Source organism: Runella rosea (assembly GCF_003325355.1).
Taxonomy (GTDB): Bacteria; Bacteroidota; Bacteroidia; order Cytophagales; family Spirosomataceae; genus Runella; species Runella rosea.
Map to the genome: position 1 here is coordinate 4678801 of NZ_CP030850.1, position 18227 is coordinate 4697027.

Annotated in this window: 16 protein-coding genes; 14 read left to right on the forward strand and 2 right to left on the reverse strand. The window is 44.1% G+C overall.

From position 1 onward, the window contains the following. Positions 1 to 52 precede the first annotated feature (52 nt). The 12 genes from DR864_RS19425 to DR864_RS19480 all read left to right on the forward strand — a co-directional run bounded on the left by DR864_RS19425 (position 53) and on the right by DR864_RS19480 (position 12888). Positions 53 to 1234, forward strand: coding sequence for an acyltransferase family protein (locus tag DR864_RS19425; protein ID WP_114068522.1), 1182 nt, complete (start codon positions 53 to 55; stop codon positions 1232 to 1234). Positions 1235 to 1442: 208 nt separating this feature from the next. Then, the gene (locus DR864_RS19430; protein ID WP_229599420.1) at positions 1443 to 2339 is read left to right on the forward strand and encodes a sulfite exporter TauE/SafE family protein; all 897 of its coding nucleotides are present in this window, start codon (positions 1443 to 1445) and stop codon (positions 2337 to 2339) included. Positions 2340 to 2446: 107 nt separating this feature from the next. Beyond that, positions 2447 to 3637 (forward strand): trans-sulfuration enzyme family protein, encoded by a 1191-nt coding sequence (locus tag DR864_RS19435; RefSeq protein ID WP_114068524.1) that lies wholly within the window; start codon positions 2447 to 2449, stop codon positions 3635 to 3637. Between the two features lie 20 nt (positions 3638 to 3657). Beyond that, positions 3658 to 4095 carry a hypothetical protein gene (locus DR864_RS19440; protein ID WP_114068525.1) on the forward strand — a complete coding sequence of 146 codons (438 nt, stop codon included), beginning with the start codon at positions 3658 to 3660 and terminating at the stop codon, positions 4093 to 4095. Positions 4096 to 4257: 162 nt separating this feature from the next. Continuing rightward, positions 4258 to 4644: an endonuclease domain-containing protein gene (locus DR864_RS19445; protein ID WP_114068526.1), complete on the forward strand. Its 387-nt coding sequence runs from the start codon at positions 4258 to 4260 to the stop codon at positions 4642 to 4644. Positions 4645 to 4722: 78 nt separating this feature from the next. Then, positions 4723 to 5436, forward strand: coding sequence for a phosphoadenylyl-sulfate reductase (locus tag DR864_RS19450; protein ID WP_114068527.1), 714 nt, complete (start codon positions 4723 to 4725; stop codon positions 5434 to 5436). A 58-nt stretch (positions 5437 to 5494) separates the two neighbouring features. Beyond that, positions 5495 to 6427 carry a sulfate adenylyltransferase subunit CysD gene (gene cysD / locus DR864_RS19455; protein ID WP_114068528.1) on the forward strand — a complete coding sequence of 311 codons (933 nt, stop codon included), beginning with the start codon at positions 5495 to 5497 and terminating at the stop codon, positions 6425 to 6427. A 111-nt stretch (positions 6428 to 6538) separates the two neighbouring features. After that, positions 6539 to 7786, forward strand: a complete 1248-nt coding sequence (locus DR864_RS19460; RefSeq protein ID WP_114068529.1) for a sulfate adenylyltransferase subunit 1 — start codon at positions 6539 to 6541, stop codon at positions 7784 to 7786. A gap of 183 nt (positions 7787 to 7969) precedes the next feature. After that, positions 7970 to 9346: a glycoside hydrolase family 88/105 protein gene (locus tag DR864_RS19465; RefSeq protein WP_114068530.1), complete on the forward strand. Its 1377-nt coding sequence runs from the start codon at positions 7970 to 7972 to the stop codon at positions 9344 to 9346. A gap of 43 nt (positions 9347 to 9389) precedes the next feature. Then, positions 9390 to 11231 carry a rhamnogalacturonan lyase gene (locus tag DR864_RS19470; protein ID WP_114068531.1) on the forward strand — a complete coding sequence of 614 codons (1842 nt, stop codon included), beginning with the start codon at positions 9390 to 9392 and terminating at the stop codon, positions 11229 to 11231. A 44-nt stretch (positions 11232 to 11275) separates the two neighbouring features. Next, positions 11276 to 11746, forward strand: coding sequence for a hypothetical protein (locus tag DR864_RS19475; RefSeq protein ID WP_114068532.1), 471 nt, complete (start codon positions 11276 to 11278; stop codon positions 11744 to 11746). Between the two features lie 20 nt (positions 11747 to 11766). Beyond that, complete coding sequence (locus DR864_RS19480) at positions 11767 to 12888, forward strand: glycoside hydrolase family 88/105 protein (RefSeq protein ID WP_114068533.1); 1122 nt, start codon at positions 11767 to 11769, stop codon at positions 12886 to 12888. A 235-nt stretch (positions 12889 to 13123) separates the two neighbouring features. Here DR864_RS19480 and DR864_RS19485 read toward each other — a convergent pair whose 3' ends face one another. Then, positions 13124 to 14212, reverse strand: a complete 1089-nt coding sequence (locus DR864_RS19485; RefSeq protein WP_114068534.1) for a GntR family transcriptional regulator — start codon at positions 14210 to 14212, stop codon at positions 13124 to 13126. 295 nt (positions 14213 to 14507) lie between these two features. Beyond that, positions 14508 to 15287, reverse strand: coding sequence for a LytR/AlgR family response regulator transcription factor (locus tag DR864_RS19490; protein ID WP_114068535.1), 780 nt, complete (start codon positions 15285 to 15287; stop codon positions 14508 to 14510). Between the two features lie 135 nt (positions 15288 to 15422). Between DR864_RS19490 and DR864_RS19495 the strand changes: the two genes are divergently transcribed. After that, a complete protein-coding gene (locus DR864_RS19495) occupies positions 15423 to 16019 on the forward strand; it encodes a hypothetical protein (protein ID WP_162793966.1) in 597 nt (198 codons plus the stop codon). Between the two features lie 35 nt (positions 16020 to 16054). Then, on the forward strand, positions 16055 to 18100 hold the full coding sequence (locus DR864_RS19500; RefSeq protein WP_114068537.1) for a protein-disulfide reductase DsbD family protein: 2046 nt from the start codon (positions 16055 to 16057) through the stop codon (positions 18098 to 18100). Positions 18101 to 18227: the final 127 nt, after the last annotated feature.

Here is an 18227-nt window from a genome sequence, read left to right on the forward strand (position 1 = left end):
TTTACTTTAGGTATACAAACCCTGTTATGTTCCTAAACTTTTTCTTAACGCTATGGCGCCCACTTTGCCCGTCCGTATCTCGTCGGTAGATGCTTACCGAGGTTTTGTTATGTTTTTGATGATGGCCGAAGTGCTCGAATTCGGTCATATTTCCAAAGCCCTGCCCGATAGCTCTTTTTGGGCGTTTTTGGCCTATAACCAAGACCACGTCGAATGGGTGGGTTGTTCGTTGCATGATTTGATTCAGCCGTCGTTTTCGTTTTTGGTGGGTGTGGCATTGCCGTATTCTATTGCGAGTAGGATGGCTAAAGGGCAAAACTTCGGAGCCATGTTTGGGCACACCATTCAGCGCTCGTTGATTCTGATTTTTCTCGGAATTTTTCTGCGTTCTATGCACCGCGAACAAACCAATTTTACGTTTGAAGATACACTCACGCAAATTGGCTTGGGTTACCCCGTTTTATTTTGGCTGGGTTTTCGCACATTCCGTACCCAACTCATTGCTTTGGGCACTATTTTGGTAGGTTATTGGCTTTTCTTTGCCGTTTACCCGCTTCCAGGGGCCGATTTTGATTATGCGGCGGTGGGTGTTACTGCCGATTGGGAACATAATTTAAAGGGGTTTGCGGCTCATTGGAACAAAAATACCAATGCGGCATGGGCATTTGACCAATGGTTTATGAACCTTTTTCCTCGTGAGAAACCTTTCATTAGAAATGGCGGAGGGTATTCTACGTTAAGCTTTATTCCAACGTTGGGTACAATGATTTTAGGGCTGTTGGCGGGTCAATGGCTCAAATCAGATTCGGAGCCGATGGAAAAAGTGAAGCGGTTTGCGACCTTAGGCGTAGCCCTTTTGGTGGTGGGTTCTCTTCTCAGCTGGCTGGGTATTTGTCCCAATGTTAAACGTATTTGGACGCCTACTTGGGTGCTGTTTAGCGGTGGATGGTGTTTTGTGCTGCTCGCAGCTTTTTACTGGTTGGTAGATATACAGGGGTGGCGAAAAGCATTTATTTGGTTGATAATTATTGGCACCAATTCCATTGCCGCCTATGTTATCTCCCATACCATAGTAGAGTTTATTCATCACTCTATTCAAACGCATGTATCTCAAACCTACGACCAGGTGTTTGGAATCACGTATGAGTCCTTGGTTAGGGGTGGATTGATTCTTTTAGTCGAGTGGCTGATTTTGCGCTGGATGTACCGAAATCGGATTTTTGTAAGAATTTAATAAGTTTTTAAGCTCATTTCTTGGACTTTTTAACTATTGCTCCTACTTTTGTAATGCCGCCCCAAAAAGCGGCATTTAATTTATATTAATTTCTCTACATAATCAATATACTATATCTGGTATTAGGTGTTTAAACTTCTGCTTATCTTTCAAACTAATCGCAGGAATTGTTCTACCAGCATAAATTTCAGAAACGGCTATGAGCTCCATGACAAAACCACCAGTTATTCCTGTCGAGAAACCAAGAGATATTGAAGATTGGCTGTGGGTTGGTATACCCATTGCGCTCTTGACCATTATCATAGGATACCTTATCTACAAACACGCTGGAAGTTTTACTTTGGAATCTTTTAAAGCGGGTTTTAATTCAGATTTGGCGTTTTACCTGATGGTTGGAGTTATGGCTCAGTTGGTAGATGGTGCGTTGGGCATGGGCTACGGCGCTACGGCAACGTCTTTTTTATTGACCTTAGGCGTTCCTCCAGCGGTAAGTAGCACGAGTGTTCACTTATCAGAGATGTTTACCACGGGCGCTTCGGCCATTTCACACTTCAAATTCAAAAATATCAATAAAAAGCTATTCAAAACTTTATTGATTCCTGGTGTAATCGGTTCAGTAATCGGTGCTTATTTACTTTCAGATGTAATAGATGGCAACGTTATTAAGCCTTTTATCTCGGCTTACATGGTGGTGTTGGGCTGTATTATTGTGAGTAAAGGAATCAAAAAGAATAATGTTAAAAAGCCAACAAAAAGATTAGGTGTTTTAGCCATTTTCGGTGGTTTTATGGATGCCGTTGGTGGGGGAGGTTGGGGTCCGATTGTGACTTCTACGCTCATTGGCCGTGGCCGCGACCCACGCTATACCATTGGTTCGGTCAATGCTGCTGAATTTGCCGTTGCGTTTGCCAGTGGGGTTACATTTCTTCTTTTTGAAGGTATCAATAGTTGGCAGGTTGTATTGGGGTTGATGCTTGGAGGCATGATAGCTGCTCCGCTTGGTGCTTATCTAGTAAATCGAGTGAACCGCCGACCATTGATGGTGATTGTGGGTTTATTGGTGATATTCCTAGGATTAAGGGTTGTATTGAAAGCTATTTTATAGTAAATGTGTAATTTTACGGCCTAGCTCAATTAGGTCATTTAAAAGACTTGGTGTGTTTTCCATATTATTTGGTGTACAAATCGTAAGTCTAAATTCTCAAGAAAAGTATGCAACGTAAGACGAAAGCAATCCGCATCCAAACCAAAAAGACGCAATACCGCGAGCATTCGACGCCATTGTTTCTTACTTCCAGTTTCTCATTTGAGTCGGCTGAGCAAGGCAAGGCGCTCTTTGATGAAACCGAGGAGGGTAATATTTACAGCCGTTTTTCAAACCCCAGTGTTCAGGAGTTTGTCGATAAAGTGTGTATGCTGGAAGGTGCGGAAGATGGTCTTGCTACCGCCACTGGCATGGCGGCGGTATTTGCAAGTATGGCGGGAATTCTCAAGTCGGGGGATCATATCATTGCCTGCCGTGCGTTGTTTGGGTCGGCGCATCAGATTATTACGCAGATTTTTGCGAAGTGGGGTATTACTTATACGTACTTGGATGCCGATGCTTCTGAAGAACAGTGGGAGGCCGCCGTGCAGCCCAATAGCCGGATGGTGTACTTAGAAACCCCATCTAATCCTGGTTTGGAGTTGGTCGATTTGGCTATGATTGGTCGGATTTGTAAAAAACACAACCTGATTTTCAACGTTGACAATTGCTTTGCCACCCCCATCATTCAAACGCCCGCGGATTTTGGTGCAGATTTGATTGTACACTCTGCCACCAAATTTATGGATGGGCAGGGGCGTGTATTGGGAGGAGTTGTGGTTGGAAAAGCTGAATACATTGCCCCGATTCGCTTTTTTTGTCGCCATACTGGCCCTTCTATGTCGCCATTTAATGCGTGGACATTGAGCAAAAGCCTCGAAACGCTTGAATTACGCATGGAGCGCCACAGCCAAAATGCGTTGCGTTTAGCCGAAGCCTTGGAGGCATTGCCCGAAGTGAAAAAAGTAAATTATCCGTATTTGCCAAGCCACGCCCAATATGAGCTTGCCAAAGCGCAAATGAACGCGGGCGGCGCCATTGTGACCATTGAATTGGAAGGTGGTTTTGAACGCGTGAGTGCGTTTATGAAAGCGTTGACTATCCCAACCTTGTCGTCAAACTTGGGCGATACGCGTACCATTATCACCAATCCATTTACGACCACTCACTCCAAACTCAAACCCGACGAAAAAGCGGCTTTGGGTATTACGGAAGGCCTGATTCGTATTTCAGTAGGCTTAGAAGCTGTAGAAGACTTGATTGAAGACTTTACGCAGGCGGCAGTGGTGAGCGCAGAAGTGATTGCGGAGAAGATATAGATAGAAATTAGTTTTCAGATATGAAATTCCCGCTTACAGCAAGCGAATTGACTAATGAGATTTATATTTCAGTAGACAAATACCCTGAAATTGGAGATTTGCGAATTAGACAGTTGATGAAAATTTTATCAAACGTGCCTGATGAACTACTAATTGAGGGTCTAATTAAAGTTTTTGAGAATAATAATAGAAGGGAAACTGAAATTTTAGATCAAGAGTTTGCAGGGCAAATTTTGAAAGAAATTAAACCTAAAACAGATGTTGCCCTTGAAATTATTCTAAAAAAAATTTTAAGCAATTGGAATAAAAGTGTAGAAGAGGTTCCATTTTGGTTTAAAGAAAACTATGGTATAGAAATATGTAGACACACTTTAGAAAGCATTTCCAATGAAGCTGTATTAACTAAAGTTGAAAAAGAGAAATTAGAAACGATGAAGTGGTGGTTAGAAATAAAATAAGTTAGCTGTTGAATTATCGAAATGCTAAAATAAGTTGTTTCTCATTAATTTTATTATCTACACACCCCGCGGCTAAAGCCGCACCCCTCTCAAGAGGGGATTGTCGCTGATTCCCCTCTTGAGAGGGGTGCCCGTAGGGCGGGGTGTGTGAAATTAGCAATTATGGAACGTCGTCAAATCATTCCGTACAACCCTAAACTCAAAGAAATAGCCCGACAATTACGAAATAATAGTACTTTATCAGAAGTGTTATTGTGGCTTGAATTGAAGGGGAAAAAAATGAGAGGGTACGACTTTCACCGACAAAAACCGATTGACAATTATATCGTTGACTTTTTTTGTCATGAGCTGATGTTAGTAATTGAAATTGATGGAATCAGTCATACGTGGGAAGAAGTAGCCGTGAATGAGGAAATTCGTCAACGAAAAATAGAAAGCTTTGGAATACAATTTCTAAGATTTGACGACAAAGAGATAAAACAAAATATGAGTTTTGTCTTAAATACAATTCACGATTGGATAGTTGAAAAAGAAAAAATCCCCTCTTGAGAGGGGTGTCACGAAGTGACGGGGTGTGTTTAGATAAAAAGGAATTTATAAAAAAGAACACTTATTGCAACGGTACCCATGATACTCACCGAAACACATACAACAGAATCGTTACTTAGTTTACTCAACGGTAAAACCGAAGTGGAAGCATTGCGCCTTTTGGCCGAAACGTTTCCCGGACAGGTGGCTTTTTCGACCAGCTTGGGCTATGAAGACCAAGTGATCACGGATATGATTTTAGCCAATGGAATTGACATCCGAATCTTTACGCTAGATACGGGCCGCATGTTTCCCGAAACTTATCTGACGCTCCAGAAAACCAATAATCGCTACGATACCAAAATCGAAGTGATGTTCCCCAAAAACGAAGCCGTTGAACAACTGCTGACCGAAAAAGGGCCTTTGAGTTTTTACGAATCCATCGAAAACCGCAAAGAGTGTTGCTTTATTCGCAAAGTAGAACCTTTGAATCGTGCGCTGAAAGGTGTGAAAATTTGGGTGACGGGTATCCGCGCGGAGCAATCACCTAACCGCACTGATATGCAGGCCATTGAGTGGGACGGAGGACATGAATTGTTTAAATACAATCCACTTTTGCCTTGGACATTCGACCAAGTAAAAAGCTACGTGAAGGCGCACAATGTGCCTTATAACCCACTGCATGATAAAGGGTTTGTAAGTATTGGCTGTGCCCCTTGTACCCGCGCCATCCAAGAAGGAGAAGACTTCCGCGCAGGCCGCTGGTGGTGGGAAGATGAAAGCAAAAAAGAGTGTGGGTTACACGCTAAATAGAAGAGAAGGAATCCCCCGTTCTTTTAAAAGTAAATTACAAAATCAGACACGATAAATCATGTCCAATATCCAAAGTCCAGAGTCTATTGTCCAACGTCAGGACTATTTAGACCAACTCGAATCCGAAGCCATTTACATCATGCGTGAAGTGGCAGGGCAATTTGAGCGCCCCGCGTTGTTGTTTTCGGGCGGTAAAGATTCGATTACCCTTGTACGTTTGGCCCAAAAAGCCTTTGCTCCTGGTAAAATCCCTTTTCCATTGGTACACATCGATACAGGACATAATTTTCCTGAAGCAACTCAGTACCGTGATTGGTTGGCCAATGAAGTAGGAGCAAAGTTGATTGTACGTCAGGTCGAAGATACCATCAAAGCCAAAGGGCTGAAAGAGCAAACGGGTAAAAATGCTACGCGTAACTGGCTTCAGACCTTTACATTGCTTGATACCATCGAAGAATTTGAATTTGATGCGTGTATCGGTGGGGCGCGTCGTGACGAAGAAAAAGCCCGCGCCAAAGAGCGTATCTTCTCTTTCCGCGATGAATTTGGTCAATGGGATCCTAAGCGTCAGCGTCCTGAATTGTGGAATTTGTTTAACGGCAAAATCAGCAAAGGCGAAAATGTACGTTGCTTCCCGATTTCCAACTGGACCGAGCTCGACGTGTGGTCATACATTGAGCGCGAAAAAATTCCGTTGCCTAGCATTTATTTCTCGCACCAACGCGAAATGATTTTGCGCGATGGTAATTTGTTGGCCAATGCCGATTTTATTTTCAAAGATGAAAACGACGTAATTGTAACCAAGACCGTTCGTTTTCGCACGGTAGGTGACATGACTTGTACTGCGGCGGTAGAGTCGGATGCCGATACGATTGAGAAAGTAGTCAACGAAATCAAAGCAACGCGCATCAGCGAACGTGGCGAAACCCGCATCGACGACCAACAAACCGAAGCGGCGATGGAAGACCGTAAAAAGGGAGGATATTTTTAGCGTTTACAGCCAACAGTAGGCAGTTCACAGTCAGATGAACGGTCTAAAAATAGAACTAACTGTAAACCTCTCCGGCGACCCCGTGTGAAACGTAAACTGTAAATTGAACAAATGGACATTCTAAGATTTATAACCGCAGGTAGTGTTGACGACGGAAAAAGTACGTTGATTGGCCGCTTGCTTTACGATACAAAAAGCATTTTGGCCGACCAAATGGAGGCCGTAGAGCGCGCCAGCAAAACCAGAGGTGACGGCGAAATTGACTTAGCACTGCTGACCGACGGCCTTCGTTCGGAGCGGGAGCAAGGCATTACCATCGACGTAGCCTACAAATATTTCCAAACGCCCAATCGCAAGTTTATCAGCATTGATGCGCCCGGTCACATTCAGTACACCCGCAATATGGTAACGGGGGCCTCCAATGCAGATTTGGCCATTATTTTGATTGATGCCCGGCAGGGAGTGGTGGAGCAAACACGTCGTCATTCGTTGATTGCGTCTTTGTTAGGCATTCCTCATATTGTGGTAGCGGTCAATAAGATGGACTTGGTGGGTTATTCAGAAGATGCGTTTCTGCAAATTGCCCAAGAATACAAAAAACTAGCGGATAAACTTGGTATTAAAGACCTGAAAATCATCCCTGTCAGTGCGTTGGCGGGTGATAACATTGTGGATAAATCGGAAGCCATGCCTTGGTATACGGGCGAAACAATGCTGCATTTTCTCGAAAATGTCAACGTGCTGAACGACCTGAATTTGACCGATGCACGTATGGCAGTGCAATACGTACTGCGTCCGCAAACCGAAGAATTACACGATTATCGTGGCTATGCGGGACGAATTCAAAGCGGAGTTTTCAAAAAAGGTGATTCTATTACCGTTTTGCCTTCAGAACAAACCTCCAAAATCGCCAGAATCGAAGTCTATGGCGAAGAAGTGGAAGAAGCTACGGCTCCGCAATCAGTAACGATATTGCTGGAAACTGACGTGGACATCAGCCGGGGAGATTTAATCAGCGGTGCGGGCAATCAGCCGATTTTGAGTCAAGACGTTGAAGCCACTATTTGTTGGATGGACGACCGAAAAGAGTTGAAAGTGGGTAATAAATACACCCTGCAACACGGAACAAGCCTAGTACGTTGCTCTGTCAAAGGCATTGAATACCGCATTGATGTAAACAATTACGAGCACTTGGAAGACATCGAAAGCCTCAAGCTAAACGACATCGCTAAAGTGACGCTCCGCACGGCAAAACCGCTTGCCTACGATTCATACCTGAAAAATCGGGCCAACGGCGCCGCTATTCTGATTGATGAAACTTCCCACGTAACCGTCGGTGCGTGTATGGTAGAAGCCTAATTATATTTTTTGTCGTCCTGAAAGGACCTAATACGCATGAATTTGATAAGCCCTCAATTTCTTTCGAAGTTGAGGGCTTTTTTATAGCAGTCGTAAACAGGTGGGTACGGGAATGTTGATGTCGTAATTCCCCGCAACTTTGTAACTTTCCAATAAAACCAAGATTATTCCCCTTTTATACCTATGAAAACCCTGCTGTCTAGTCAAAATTTGTCGGCGCTTGGAGTGGTATTATGCCTGACAACGCCCCTTTTGGCGCAACGAAACGTGACCAATGCCAATGACTCCAATACGCCTTTGCATTTGCTGCAACCCGATTATCCAGTACCTTACGGGATTGTGAAAACCGAGGAAGTAAAGGGGGTATTGGATAGAATTCACGGATATTTAAACAATGTGACTCCTGCTGCCTTTGTCAATGCCAAAACGGGTGAAGTCCTGACCGATTTATCCAAAATTGACGAAAATACCGCCTTGCAAAAAGGCGATTATCGCTTGGTTAGCTATGAATGGGGCGTTACCTACGGAGGTATGTTGTTGGCAAGTCAGGTAACGGGAGATAATCGCTACAAAGAATATACGGATAAACGATTGGCTTTTATCGCCAATGCCGCTCCGTACTTCAAAAAAACGACCGAAGAACATGCAGATTGGGGAACGAAAGGTCCGCTGCGTGGTTTATTGATGCCCCATGCTTTGGACGATTGTGGGGCCATGTGCGCTGCTATGATTAAGGCCACTCGTGAAGGGAATAAGTCAAATTTGCGCCCGTTGATTGACAGTCACATTAATTATATTCTGACCAAAGAACACCGACTAAAAGACGGTACGCTAGCCCGCAATCGTCCCCAGCCCAATACCCTTTGGTTGGATGATATGTTTATGGGCGTACCCGCACTTGCGCAAATGGGCAAGCTGACGGGCGACAAAAAATACTACGACGAAGCCGCTAAACAAATACTGCAATTTGCGGGTCGGATGTTTAACAAAGAAAAAGGTGTATACATGCACGGTTGGGTCGAAGGCATGACTGAGCACCCGCAATTTCACTGGGCCAGAGCCAATGGTTGGGCGATTTTGACCAAAGTTGAAGTGCTGGACGTGTTGCCCGAAAATCACCCATCGCGCCCTGCGATTTTGGCTTTGTTGAAAGCGCACGCCAAAGGATTGGCATCCTATCAATCAGGGTCAGGTTTTTGGCATCAATTGCTCAACAAGGAAGATTCCTATCTGGAAACGTCGGCCACGGCGATTTATACTTATGCCATCGCTCGTGCCATCAATAAAGGCTGGATTGACGGCTTGGCGTATGCACCTATGACGCTGTTGGGATGGAATGCCGTGGCAACCAAAGTGAATGAAAAAGGCCAAGTAGAAGGAACGTGTGTAGGAACAGGCATGGGTTTTGACCCTGCTTTTTACTACCATCGTCCCATCAGCCCTTTTGCGGCGCATGGCTATGGGCCCGTGATTTTGGCGGGAGCTGAGGTGATTAGTTTGTTGAAAAACAAGCAGTTCGAAATCAATGACAGCTCAGTGCAGTTGTTACAAAAGAAGTAAATTCATTGATGTTATTTAACACCTACTCTATAATGGCAAGAATATGAAGTGGATTCATCTGACCGTATATTGCTGCCTGACGTTACTGACCCACACCTTTGCTCAACGGCAAATGGAAGCCCTCAACCGAGGTGTTGTAGCAGTGCCTACTGCCGAAGGAAGCATGTTTATTAGTTGGCGGCTGTTAGGCAATGACCCTGAAAGTGTAGCTTTTAATATCTATCGGAACAAGGAAAAACTAAATACCAAGCCAATAGATAGTAGTAATTTTACGGACAAAAATCCCGTCGAGGGGGCTGTTTACAGCATTCGAATGGTGCTGAAAGGGTTAGAACAGAAAAATGCAGCAACGGCATTAAGTTTTAAACAATCCTACTTAGAAATTCCTTTGCAAATTCCTCCTGGCGGTACCACCCCCGACGGAAAAACCTATACTTACAATGCCAACGATGCAAGCGTTGGGGATTTGGATGGCGACGGCGAATACGAAATCATCCTGAAATGGGAGCCTTCCAATGCCAAAGACAATTCCCAAGATGGCTACACGGGTAATGTGTTTTTAGATGCTTATAAACTCAACGGCATACGATTGTGGCAAATTGATTTGGGTAAAAATATCCGCGCGGGCGCCCATTATACGCAGTTTATGGTATATGACTTAGACGGAGATGGCAAAGCTGAAGTTGCCTGCAAAACTGCAGATGGCACCACGGACGGCAAAGGAAAACCCATCGGCGATGCTTCAAAAGACTATCGAAATGCCCAAGGAAGAGTTTTGGAAGGGGCCGAGTTCTTTACCATTTTTGACGGGCAAACGGGCGCAGCGCTGGCTTCAACCGAATATTTGCCGAGCCGATTTCCGATTGACAGTTGGGGCACCCCCGAACACAATGACCGAAACGGTAATCGGGCGGACCGCTTTTTGGCGTGTGTAGCCTATCTCGACGGCCAACAACCCAGTGTCGTCATGTGCCGAGGTTACTATGCCCGTACCGTGTTGGCAGCTTGGGATTGGCGTAATGGAAAATTAACCTCACGTTGGGTATTTGATACTAAAAATGGCTTTCCTCAATACGAAGGACAGGGAAATCATAACCTCACCGCTGCCGACGTAGACAAAGACGGCAAAGATGAAATTGTATTCGGCGCAATGGTCGTGGATGATAATGGAAAAGGGTTGTTTACAACGGGTTTTGGGCACGGGGATGCCATCCACGTGAGTGACTTAGACCCCACGCATGAGGGATTGGAGGTATTTGGCATTCACGAAAACAAAGATAAGGATGCTACCCGCCCAGGCATGGCGCTGTATGATGCCAAAACAGGCGCAACTTTGGTTAGAACCGCCGAAGGAAAAGACGTAGGTCGAGGCGTAGCTGCCGACATTGATCCCGTGCATTTGGGCGCAGAACTGTGGGGTGGGATGATGGTAGATGGCAAAAGTCGCTTGCTAAGCATAAAAGGCGAAGATATTGGCGAAGCGCCTAGTTCCGCTAATTTTCTGGCGTGGTGGGACGGTGATTTGGGTCGTGAATTGCTTGATGGAAACCACATCGACAAATACAAAGGCAGTCGCCTGCTCACCGCCGAAGGTTGTACCTCTAATAATGGCACCAAATCTACGCCTGCGCTCAGCGCGGATTTATTCGGAGATTGGCGCGAAGAAGTTATTTTTAGAACCAACGATAACAAAAATTTGCGGATTTATTCGACCACCATCCCGACCGAACATCGCCTGGTCACGCTCATGCACGACCCACACTACCGACTTAGCATTGCGGCTCAAAATGTAGCTTATAATCAGCCGCCTCATACGAGCTATTACTTGGGCACTGGTATGAAAAAAGTACCTAAACCTTTAATCAAGGTGGTTAATAAAAAATGATGCTTTGGCATAGGGAGAATTGAAATATCAAATTATAAAGGTTAATGAAAATACGAGGCTGGAAACGTAGGATTATTCATATAGAAAAGTGGTTCGAAGCAAATGTTTTGCCTGATTTAGAGCACTTTGAAAAGCAGAATAGTGATTACGTTAAAATCTGGATAGACCCATTTTATAGGCTTAATAAAACGAATCCGCCGTTGTGGTATTTCAGATTAATCACCAAAAAAATGGTGCTGATTTTTGAAAATTGGGAGAGTGAATTTCAAAAGCAAGGTGCTGATTATGATTTGCAACTATGGATTTTTGAAAAAGAATATATCCGCAGTGAAGTAGTTTGTGCAAAAGCTAATAGACGAGACTATTTTGATAAATCGTCTATTTTCAAGGAATTACCAATTGAAAAATTCGGAAAGCATTTACAAAACCTTCATTGGGAGTATTGCGAAGTAATTGGCGAAGACGAAAATGACCTGCCTTACAAAATTGATAATGTTTGGGTAGGCCGTAAATAAACATTCAAATTCAATAATCTATGAAATCAATAAAGCTTTTCGTTTGCCTTTTATTCATCGCTTCCACGACCTTGGCCCAAAAACTCCCCCCAAAAAAGGAGCTTTTGAAAGCCATGACGTCGGCCAATGCTTATTTTATGAACAAATGGCCTGATGTGGGTAAGCCTATCGTGGGAAAGGACCGTACGCGTCCAAGCAACATCTGGACGCGGGGTGTATACTACGAAGGACTGATGGCATTGTACAAACTCGACCCCCAAAAAAGCTATCTTAACTACGCCATTTTGTGGGGAGAAGCGCACAAATGGGGTTTGCGCAATGGAATTACCACCCGCAACGGCGACGACCAATGCTGCGGCCAAACCTACATAGATTTGTACCTCATGGATAAAAAAGAGGAGCGCATTCGTGACATCAAAGCCTGTATGGATAACATGGTCAACAGTGACAAAAAAGATGATTGGTCGTGGGTAGATGCGCTGCAAATGGCCATGCCCGTTTTTGCAAAATTGGGCGTGCTGTACAACGACAATCGATATTACGAAAAAATGTACGAGATGTATATGTTTACCAAAAATCAGCACGGCGACAAGGGCCTTTACAACCCCGCCGAAGGGCTCTGGTGGCGTGACAAAGACTTTGACCCACCTTACAAAACTCCAGGAGGAAAAAATTGCTATTGGTCGCGAGGGGATGGCTGGGTGGTGGCCGCTTTGGTGCGAGTGTTGGACATTATGCCCAAAGACGCCCCCCACCGCGACGAGTACCAAAAGACTTATTTGGAGATGATGCGCGCCCTTGCACCGTTACAACGCGCAGATGGCTTCTGGAATGTAAGTTTGACCGATGAAACAGATTTTGGCGGCAAAGAATTGACTGGAACGGCGCTGTTTGTGTACGGAATGGCGTGGGGAATGCGCAACGGCTTGTTGGATAAAAAGACCTATCAACCCATCGTAGCCAAGGCCATGAATGCCATGCTCAAAGACTGCGTACATCCCAATGGCTTTTTAGGATGGGTACAAGGAACGGGCAAAGAGCCCAAAGATGGGCAGCCGTTGAGCTACGAGAAAGAACCCGATTATGAGGATTTTGGCTTAGGATGTTTCCTGTTGGCTGGCACTGAAGTAGCGAAATTGTAGTTTTACCCACCTGATAGCTGTTTTGTTTCCCAAGTCCTGATTTTCGTCAGGATTTGGGGTTTTTTAGGTGCGGTCATCAAATGGTTCCTTACATTGGCATAAAAAAACTAAAGGTTAATACAAAAAAATCCTGCGGACATCCGCAGGATTCTTTTGTTCATCTGTTCCTTTCGATAATTATTCATTTTTAACTCTAAACGGTATTCTCAATGTCATGCGTTATCTTTTGATTTCCTCACAGTGAACCTCTCCGAATCATGTAAAATGGATTTTTTACTTTAACGCGCTGATTATTAATTAAAAGTGTGGCCGCAGTTTGGCCCATCAGTTCAAAATCGGTGGTGATAACCGTAATGTCCAGAAGCTCTTTGAGGGCGGTTTCGTTGAACGATATTACCCCAATGTCATTCCCCAAGGTAAGCTGGCCGTGGCGCGCTTTTTTGATTAGCTCGGCCAAATCATTTTCTTCCACGGCAATGTAGGCCGTTCCAGTTTCAATCACCGATTCGTCACTATTTTCTCTGACTTCAAATTCTTTGTGGTAATTGATGCAGAAATTCCGAAATCCGCGCACAATTTCGAGGGGATAATTGCCATCGCTCGGAAAAATCAGCACCATTCGCTGATATTTTGAGAGTAAATCCGTGGCATTTTCCAGCGCTTCAAAGATGTCTTTGTCGAAACGTTGATAAATACTGAGCGGCTGTTGTGGAAGCTCGGGGATTTCGCGGTCGAGCAGCACTAACTCATTGGCAGGAATGCTTTTGAGCGTTTGAAGATAATCAGCTTTGTCTAAATCTTCCGTAAAATGGGGCATTACAATGTAGTAATTGTACTTGCCCAAATTCTTGTCAATGATTTCCTGAAAACGCCCCGCACTGTAGTGATGAATCTCCAAATCTACCGTGGCTTTGTCGCCCAATGTTTTCAAAAAAGAGTAGTAAATGATTTTTTTATAGGAGCTTAACTTGTTGAAAATGAGCAGAACTTTTAGTTTTTTGTCGTGATTTGATTGAATATAATATCCTTTTCCCTGTACTGAGGTGATGTAACCACGCGCCCGCAACTCCCGATAGGCTTTTTCTACCGTGTCGCGGGCCAAAAGGTATTCGATGCTCAGCTCGCTGATGGAAGGCAATTGATCCCCTTTTTGCAAAACCCCCCTTTCAATATCCTTAATCACCGAATGGACAATTTGCTTGTATTTAGGCATCTTGTCGGAAGGGTTAAATTGCAATTGATAAAGGGCCGCCGCGCTTTGAGAATGGTCTATTCCAAAGTGGTGGCCGCGACGGCGAGAGATAGAAGCAATTGTGGTTGTCATAGCAGACTTCTTGAATTTTTCTAAGAAAACCTTAAAAAGTACCTTTCCATTAGATTGTATAATGTATTGTAATATATATAGATGATATTAAACTTTGTAAAGATAAAAGCCGATTTATTTATGCAATCGTTATCGGGAACGTTGTCAAAATGAAATGTTTTGGAGAAATTGACCAAAATTCCTGTACAGACGCAAAATTTTGCGACGTTGTCCAATACAAAATGAATAAGAAGAAAATAAGAAAAATTAGATTATTTTAATTTGTTAATCATCGAAATACGAAACACTGGGATTGTTAGAGCTCAAACAATCGGCGAACATTTTCGGCAAATGACTGCCCAGAGGTAATTTTGGAGCCTTTTTTATCATTGAGAACCAAAATGAATTTGCCGTCAAAATGCTTCTGAATTTCTCGCACATGGCGGGAATTAAGAATTGCCGACCGACTAACGCGGGTAAAATGGTCGGGAAGTTTTTCTTCTAACGTCGCCACGGTGTAGCTTGTTAGGTACTTTTGTCCTTCTTTGGTGGCTAGAAATACATATTTATCCTCGGCTTCAAAATAGCTGATTTCATCTAGAGGAATCAATAAAATCTTATCGGCAAACTTGACCGAAATTGTGTGTAAATCTTTTTTAGGTTTAAACTGTTCAATAATCTGTAAAAGACTGGAATTGAAGGTATTTTGAGTGGTTTCTTCTTGATGTGAAGCCATCCTTTTTCTTAATTTTTCCACCGTTTTCTCCAGTCGGTCGTTTTCAATGGGCTTGAGTAAATAGTCAATAGAGTTTTCTTCAAACGCCCGTATTGCGTACTGGTCGTAGGCGGTGGCAAAAATAACCATCGGCATAAACGTCAGTTGAGAAAGCATCTCAAAGCCGTTCATTAGGGGCATTTCGATGTCCAGAAAAATGACGTCGGGCTGTAATTCTTCCACCAGCGTAAGGCCTTCTGCGCCATTGGCAGCCTCGCCGATGATTTCAAACGTTGCTTCAAACTTGTTTAACAGCCGACGCAAACGGGCGCGGGCCAACGGCTCATCGTCGATAAGAAGGGTTTTAAAAGAGGTGTTCATGGCGTATGGGTAGTGGTCTTTTGTTCGGAAAAAATAGGCAATGGCAAGTTACAAACTTTTTGCCTGAACCAAACGGCGGCAAGAGGCGTTTTCATTTTGCCGAGAATAACCTGTAATTTTGAAGTAAAAATAACCGTGAGCAACCGACTGATTCATTATAGTATATTGATTACTGGCCTGTTTTTTGCCTCCTGCAACCCCGAACGGCGCGTAGAAGGCTCCAAAGAAGCGGTCGAGAGAATGAAAAGTATGCAAATCAAACGCGTCACTTCTCCCCAAGTAGTGACCATCGTAGATGACTGGGGTGAGCGGATTGTGAAGCAGGCACAGCTTGATTGGGAAGCGCAGGCCAAGAAGCCCAACGCCAATCTTGCGGCGTTGTGCCAATTGCAGGGAATTGCTGAAATAGACTCATTGGAGCAATTGTACGGAGTTCAAATCCTGCTTTTAGGAACGAAAGACATGAAAAACGGCCAACTGTCGGCTAAAGAAAAGGAGGTGTTGGATGCGTACCTTTACAATGCCGAAAACAAACTCCCACAATCCACCAATATTCAGAAATTAGGTGATTCGGTGCTGATTTACAATGCGCCGATTGCGGTGCAAAACATGATTTGTCAAAAGTGTTTTGGCGACGATGCCACGAAACTAGGACTCTGGCGCGTAAAGTTTCTAAAGAACGAAGTGATACGAAAAGTAGACGGCAAGTCGTTGGTGAAAAATAAAAAGTAAAAACTGTTTTGTAAACTGTTATCTGTCAAATATATATGAAGCGCATAGCTGCTGTTTTGCTGTTGTTGGTAGGGGCAATTTCCGCCTTTGCCCAGATTCAAAACCATGCCAAATGGTCGTTTGAAGTTCCTAAAAAAGAAGTGAAAGTTGGAGATGTTATTGAGATAAAGTTTAATGCAGACATTGATCCCACCTGGCATTTATATTCAACGGAGTTTGAGGTCAAAGAAGGCCCTAACCCTACCGAGTTTGCTTTTAAACCCAATGATAGTTATCAATTAATCGGAAAAATTAAACCTGTTGGGTTCCATAATTTTTACGAAGAAGTATGGGGAGGAAATACCAGCGTGGCCGAAGGAAAAGGGAGTTTTATCCAGAAAGTGAAAATTCTAAAGGTGGCACCCCAGATTGAAGTAGCTATTTCGTACCAAACGTGCCAAAACGATGGACTTTGTACGATGGGCACTGCCGATTTTAAAATAAATACGCTAAAAGTAGTCGCGGCATCTAATACAGAAACCCCAACCGTAGAGGCCACCGCCCCAACCGTTGAGCCACAGGTGACCGAAAATACGCAACCTGCCACCACACCCAAAGCAGATACTATTCAGGCCGAAGCCACGGCTTCTGCGGAAAATATCTCCTCTGACATTCCTGTCTCGGAGCCTGAAGAATCTCTTTGGAGCTTTTTGTTGGCGTGTTTTTTAGGGGGATTGGCGTCTATTTTTATGCCGTGTATTTACCCAATTATGCCCATGACGGTGAGTTATTTCACTAAGCAAGAGCACGGCACCGGCAAAGCTTTGGTTTACGGGCTTTCGATTGTGGCCATTTTTACGTTGTTGGGCTTTTTGGTGTCGCGTGTTGGCGGTGCGCAAGCGGCCAATTTTATCAGTACCCACTGGGCACCCAACGCAATTTTCTTTGTAGTGTTTATTCTTTTCGGCCTCTCGTTTTTGGGATTATTTGAAATAGTATTGCCCAACTCTTTCGTCAATAGTGTGGACAAACAAGCCGATAAAGGGGGCCTCATCGGGATTTTCTTCATGGCGCTTACGTTGGTGGTGGTTTCGTTTTCATGTACGGCACCGATTGCGGGTTCTTTGTTGATTTTGGCTTCTAAAGGCAACGAAGTGATGCGCCCAGTGTTGGGGATGATATTCTTCTCCCTGCCGTTTGCGGTGGTGTTTACGGGCTTGGCCATGTTTCCTAAATTCCTGAAAAGTCTGCCTAAGTCAGGCGGGTGGCTCAATGAATTTAAAGTCGTTTTTGGCTTATTAGAATTTGCATTGGCTTTGAAATTTTTATCAAACATAGACCTAGCTTATCAGTGGCAAGTGCTTGACCGTGAGGTGTTTTTGGCTATTTGGATAGTGCTGTTCTCCATCATTGGTTTTTACGTCTTGGGAAAACTGCGGATGGATAAAGATTCACCCGTAAAAGGAATCACGATTCCGCGTTTGCTGATTTCATCGGCTACGTTTGCGTTTGTGGTGTACATGATTCCGGGTATGTTTGGCGCGCCGTTGCGGGCGTTGTCGGGGTGGTTGCCTCCCGAACAAACGCAGGATTTTTATCTTACTAATGCCGTTGGCGGTGGAACTTCGGCTCCTGCTTTGACGGCATCGGGCCGCCGCAAGCCGCATTTACCACATGGATTGGAAGGTTATTTTGACTATGAGCAAGCATTGGCCGAGGCCAAAGCCCAGGGCAAACCCGTATTTATCGACTTTACAGGCTTCAATTGTGCCAATTGTCGCAAGATGGAGGCCAATGTTTGGCCACAGCCAGAGGTGTTGAGCCGTCTTAAAAAAGACTTCGTGATTGCCTCTTTGTACGTGGATGATAAGACTGAACTGCCCAAAGAAGAGCAGTTTGTTTCTACGTATGACCAACGTGAAAAAACGACCATCGGTGATAAAAATGCCGACTTGCAGATTACAAAATTCAACAACAACGCCCAGCCGTTTTACTGTTTGGTCACGCCCGAAGGCGAGTTATTGACCAAGCCCGTCGGTTATACAAGTGCCGAAGAATTTACCCGTTTTCTGGATGAAGGATTAACAAAATACAAAAAGTAAATCAGATAAGAAGGCTTTTCAAAAATATGAAAGTCTTCGAGAATCCTTCAAAAGCAACTTCCAAAAGTTTCGGCTTTGGGGAAGTTGCTTTGTTTGTTAAAAAATCTAAAAAAAGCAACCTTTACCG

What these genes read in the sequence shown, in the direction of transcription:
- DR864_RS19425 (WP_114068522.1), top strand. Translation starts at nt 53, where the DNA reads ATGGCGCCCACTTTGCCCGTCCGTATCTCGTCGGTAGATGCTTACCGA.
- DR864_RS19430 (WP_229599420.1), top strand. Translation starts at nt 1,443, where the DNA reads ATGACAAAACCACCAGTTATTCCTGTCGAGAAACCAAGAGATATTGAA.
- DR864_RS19435 (WP_114068524.1), top strand. Translation starts at nt 2,447, where the DNA reads ATGCAACGTAAGACGAAAGCAATCCGCATCCAAACCAAAAAGACGCAA.
- DR864_RS19440 (WP_114068525.1), top strand. Translation starts at nt 3,658, where the DNA reads ATGAAATTCCCGCTTACAGCAAGCGAATTGACTAATGAGATTTATATT.
- DR864_RS19445 (WP_114068526.1), top strand. Translation starts at nt 4,258, where the DNA reads ATGGAACGTCGTCAAATCATTCCGTACAACCCTAAACTCAAAGAAATA.
- DR864_RS19450 (WP_114068527.1), top strand. Translation starts at nt 4,723, where the DNA reads ATGATACTCACCGAAACACATACAACAGAATCGTTACTTAGTTTACTC.
- cysD (WP_114068528.1), top strand. Translation starts at nt 5,495, where the DNA reads ATGTCCAATATCCAAAGTCCAGAGTCTATTGTCCAACGTCAGGACTAT.
- DR864_RS19460 (WP_114068529.1), top strand. Translation starts at nt 6,539, where the DNA reads ATGGACATTCTAAGATTTATAACCGCAGGTAGTGTTGACGACGGAAAA.
- DR864_RS19465 (WP_114068530.1), top strand. Translation starts at nt 7,970, where the DNA reads ATGAAAACCCTGCTGTCTAGTCAAAATTTGTCGGCGCTTGGAGTGGTA.
- DR864_RS19470 (WP_114068531.1), top strand. Translation starts at nt 9,390, where the DNA reads ATGAAGTGGATTCATCTGACCGTATATTGCTGCCTGACGTTACTGACC.
- DR864_RS19475 (WP_114068532.1), top strand. Translation starts at nt 11,276, where the DNA reads ATGAAAATACGAGGCTGGAAACGTAGGATTATTCATATAGAAAAGTGG.
- DR864_RS19480 (WP_114068533.1), top strand. Translation starts at nt 11,767, where the DNA reads ATGAAATCAATAAAGCTTTTCGTTTGCCTTTTATTCATCGCTTCCACG.
- DR864_RS19485 (WP_114068534.1), bottom strand. Translation starts at nt 14,212, where the DNA reads ATGACAACCACAATTGCTTCTATCTCTCGCCGTCGCGGCCACCACTTT.
- DR864_RS19490 (WP_114068535.1), bottom strand. Translation starts at nt 15,287, where the DNA reads ATGAACACCTCTTTTAAAACCCTTCTTATCGACGATGAGCCGTTGGCC.
- DR864_RS19500 (WP_114068537.1), top strand. Translation starts at nt 16,055, where the DNA reads ATGAAGCGCATAGCTGCTGTTTTGCTGTTGTTGGTAGGGGCAATTTCC.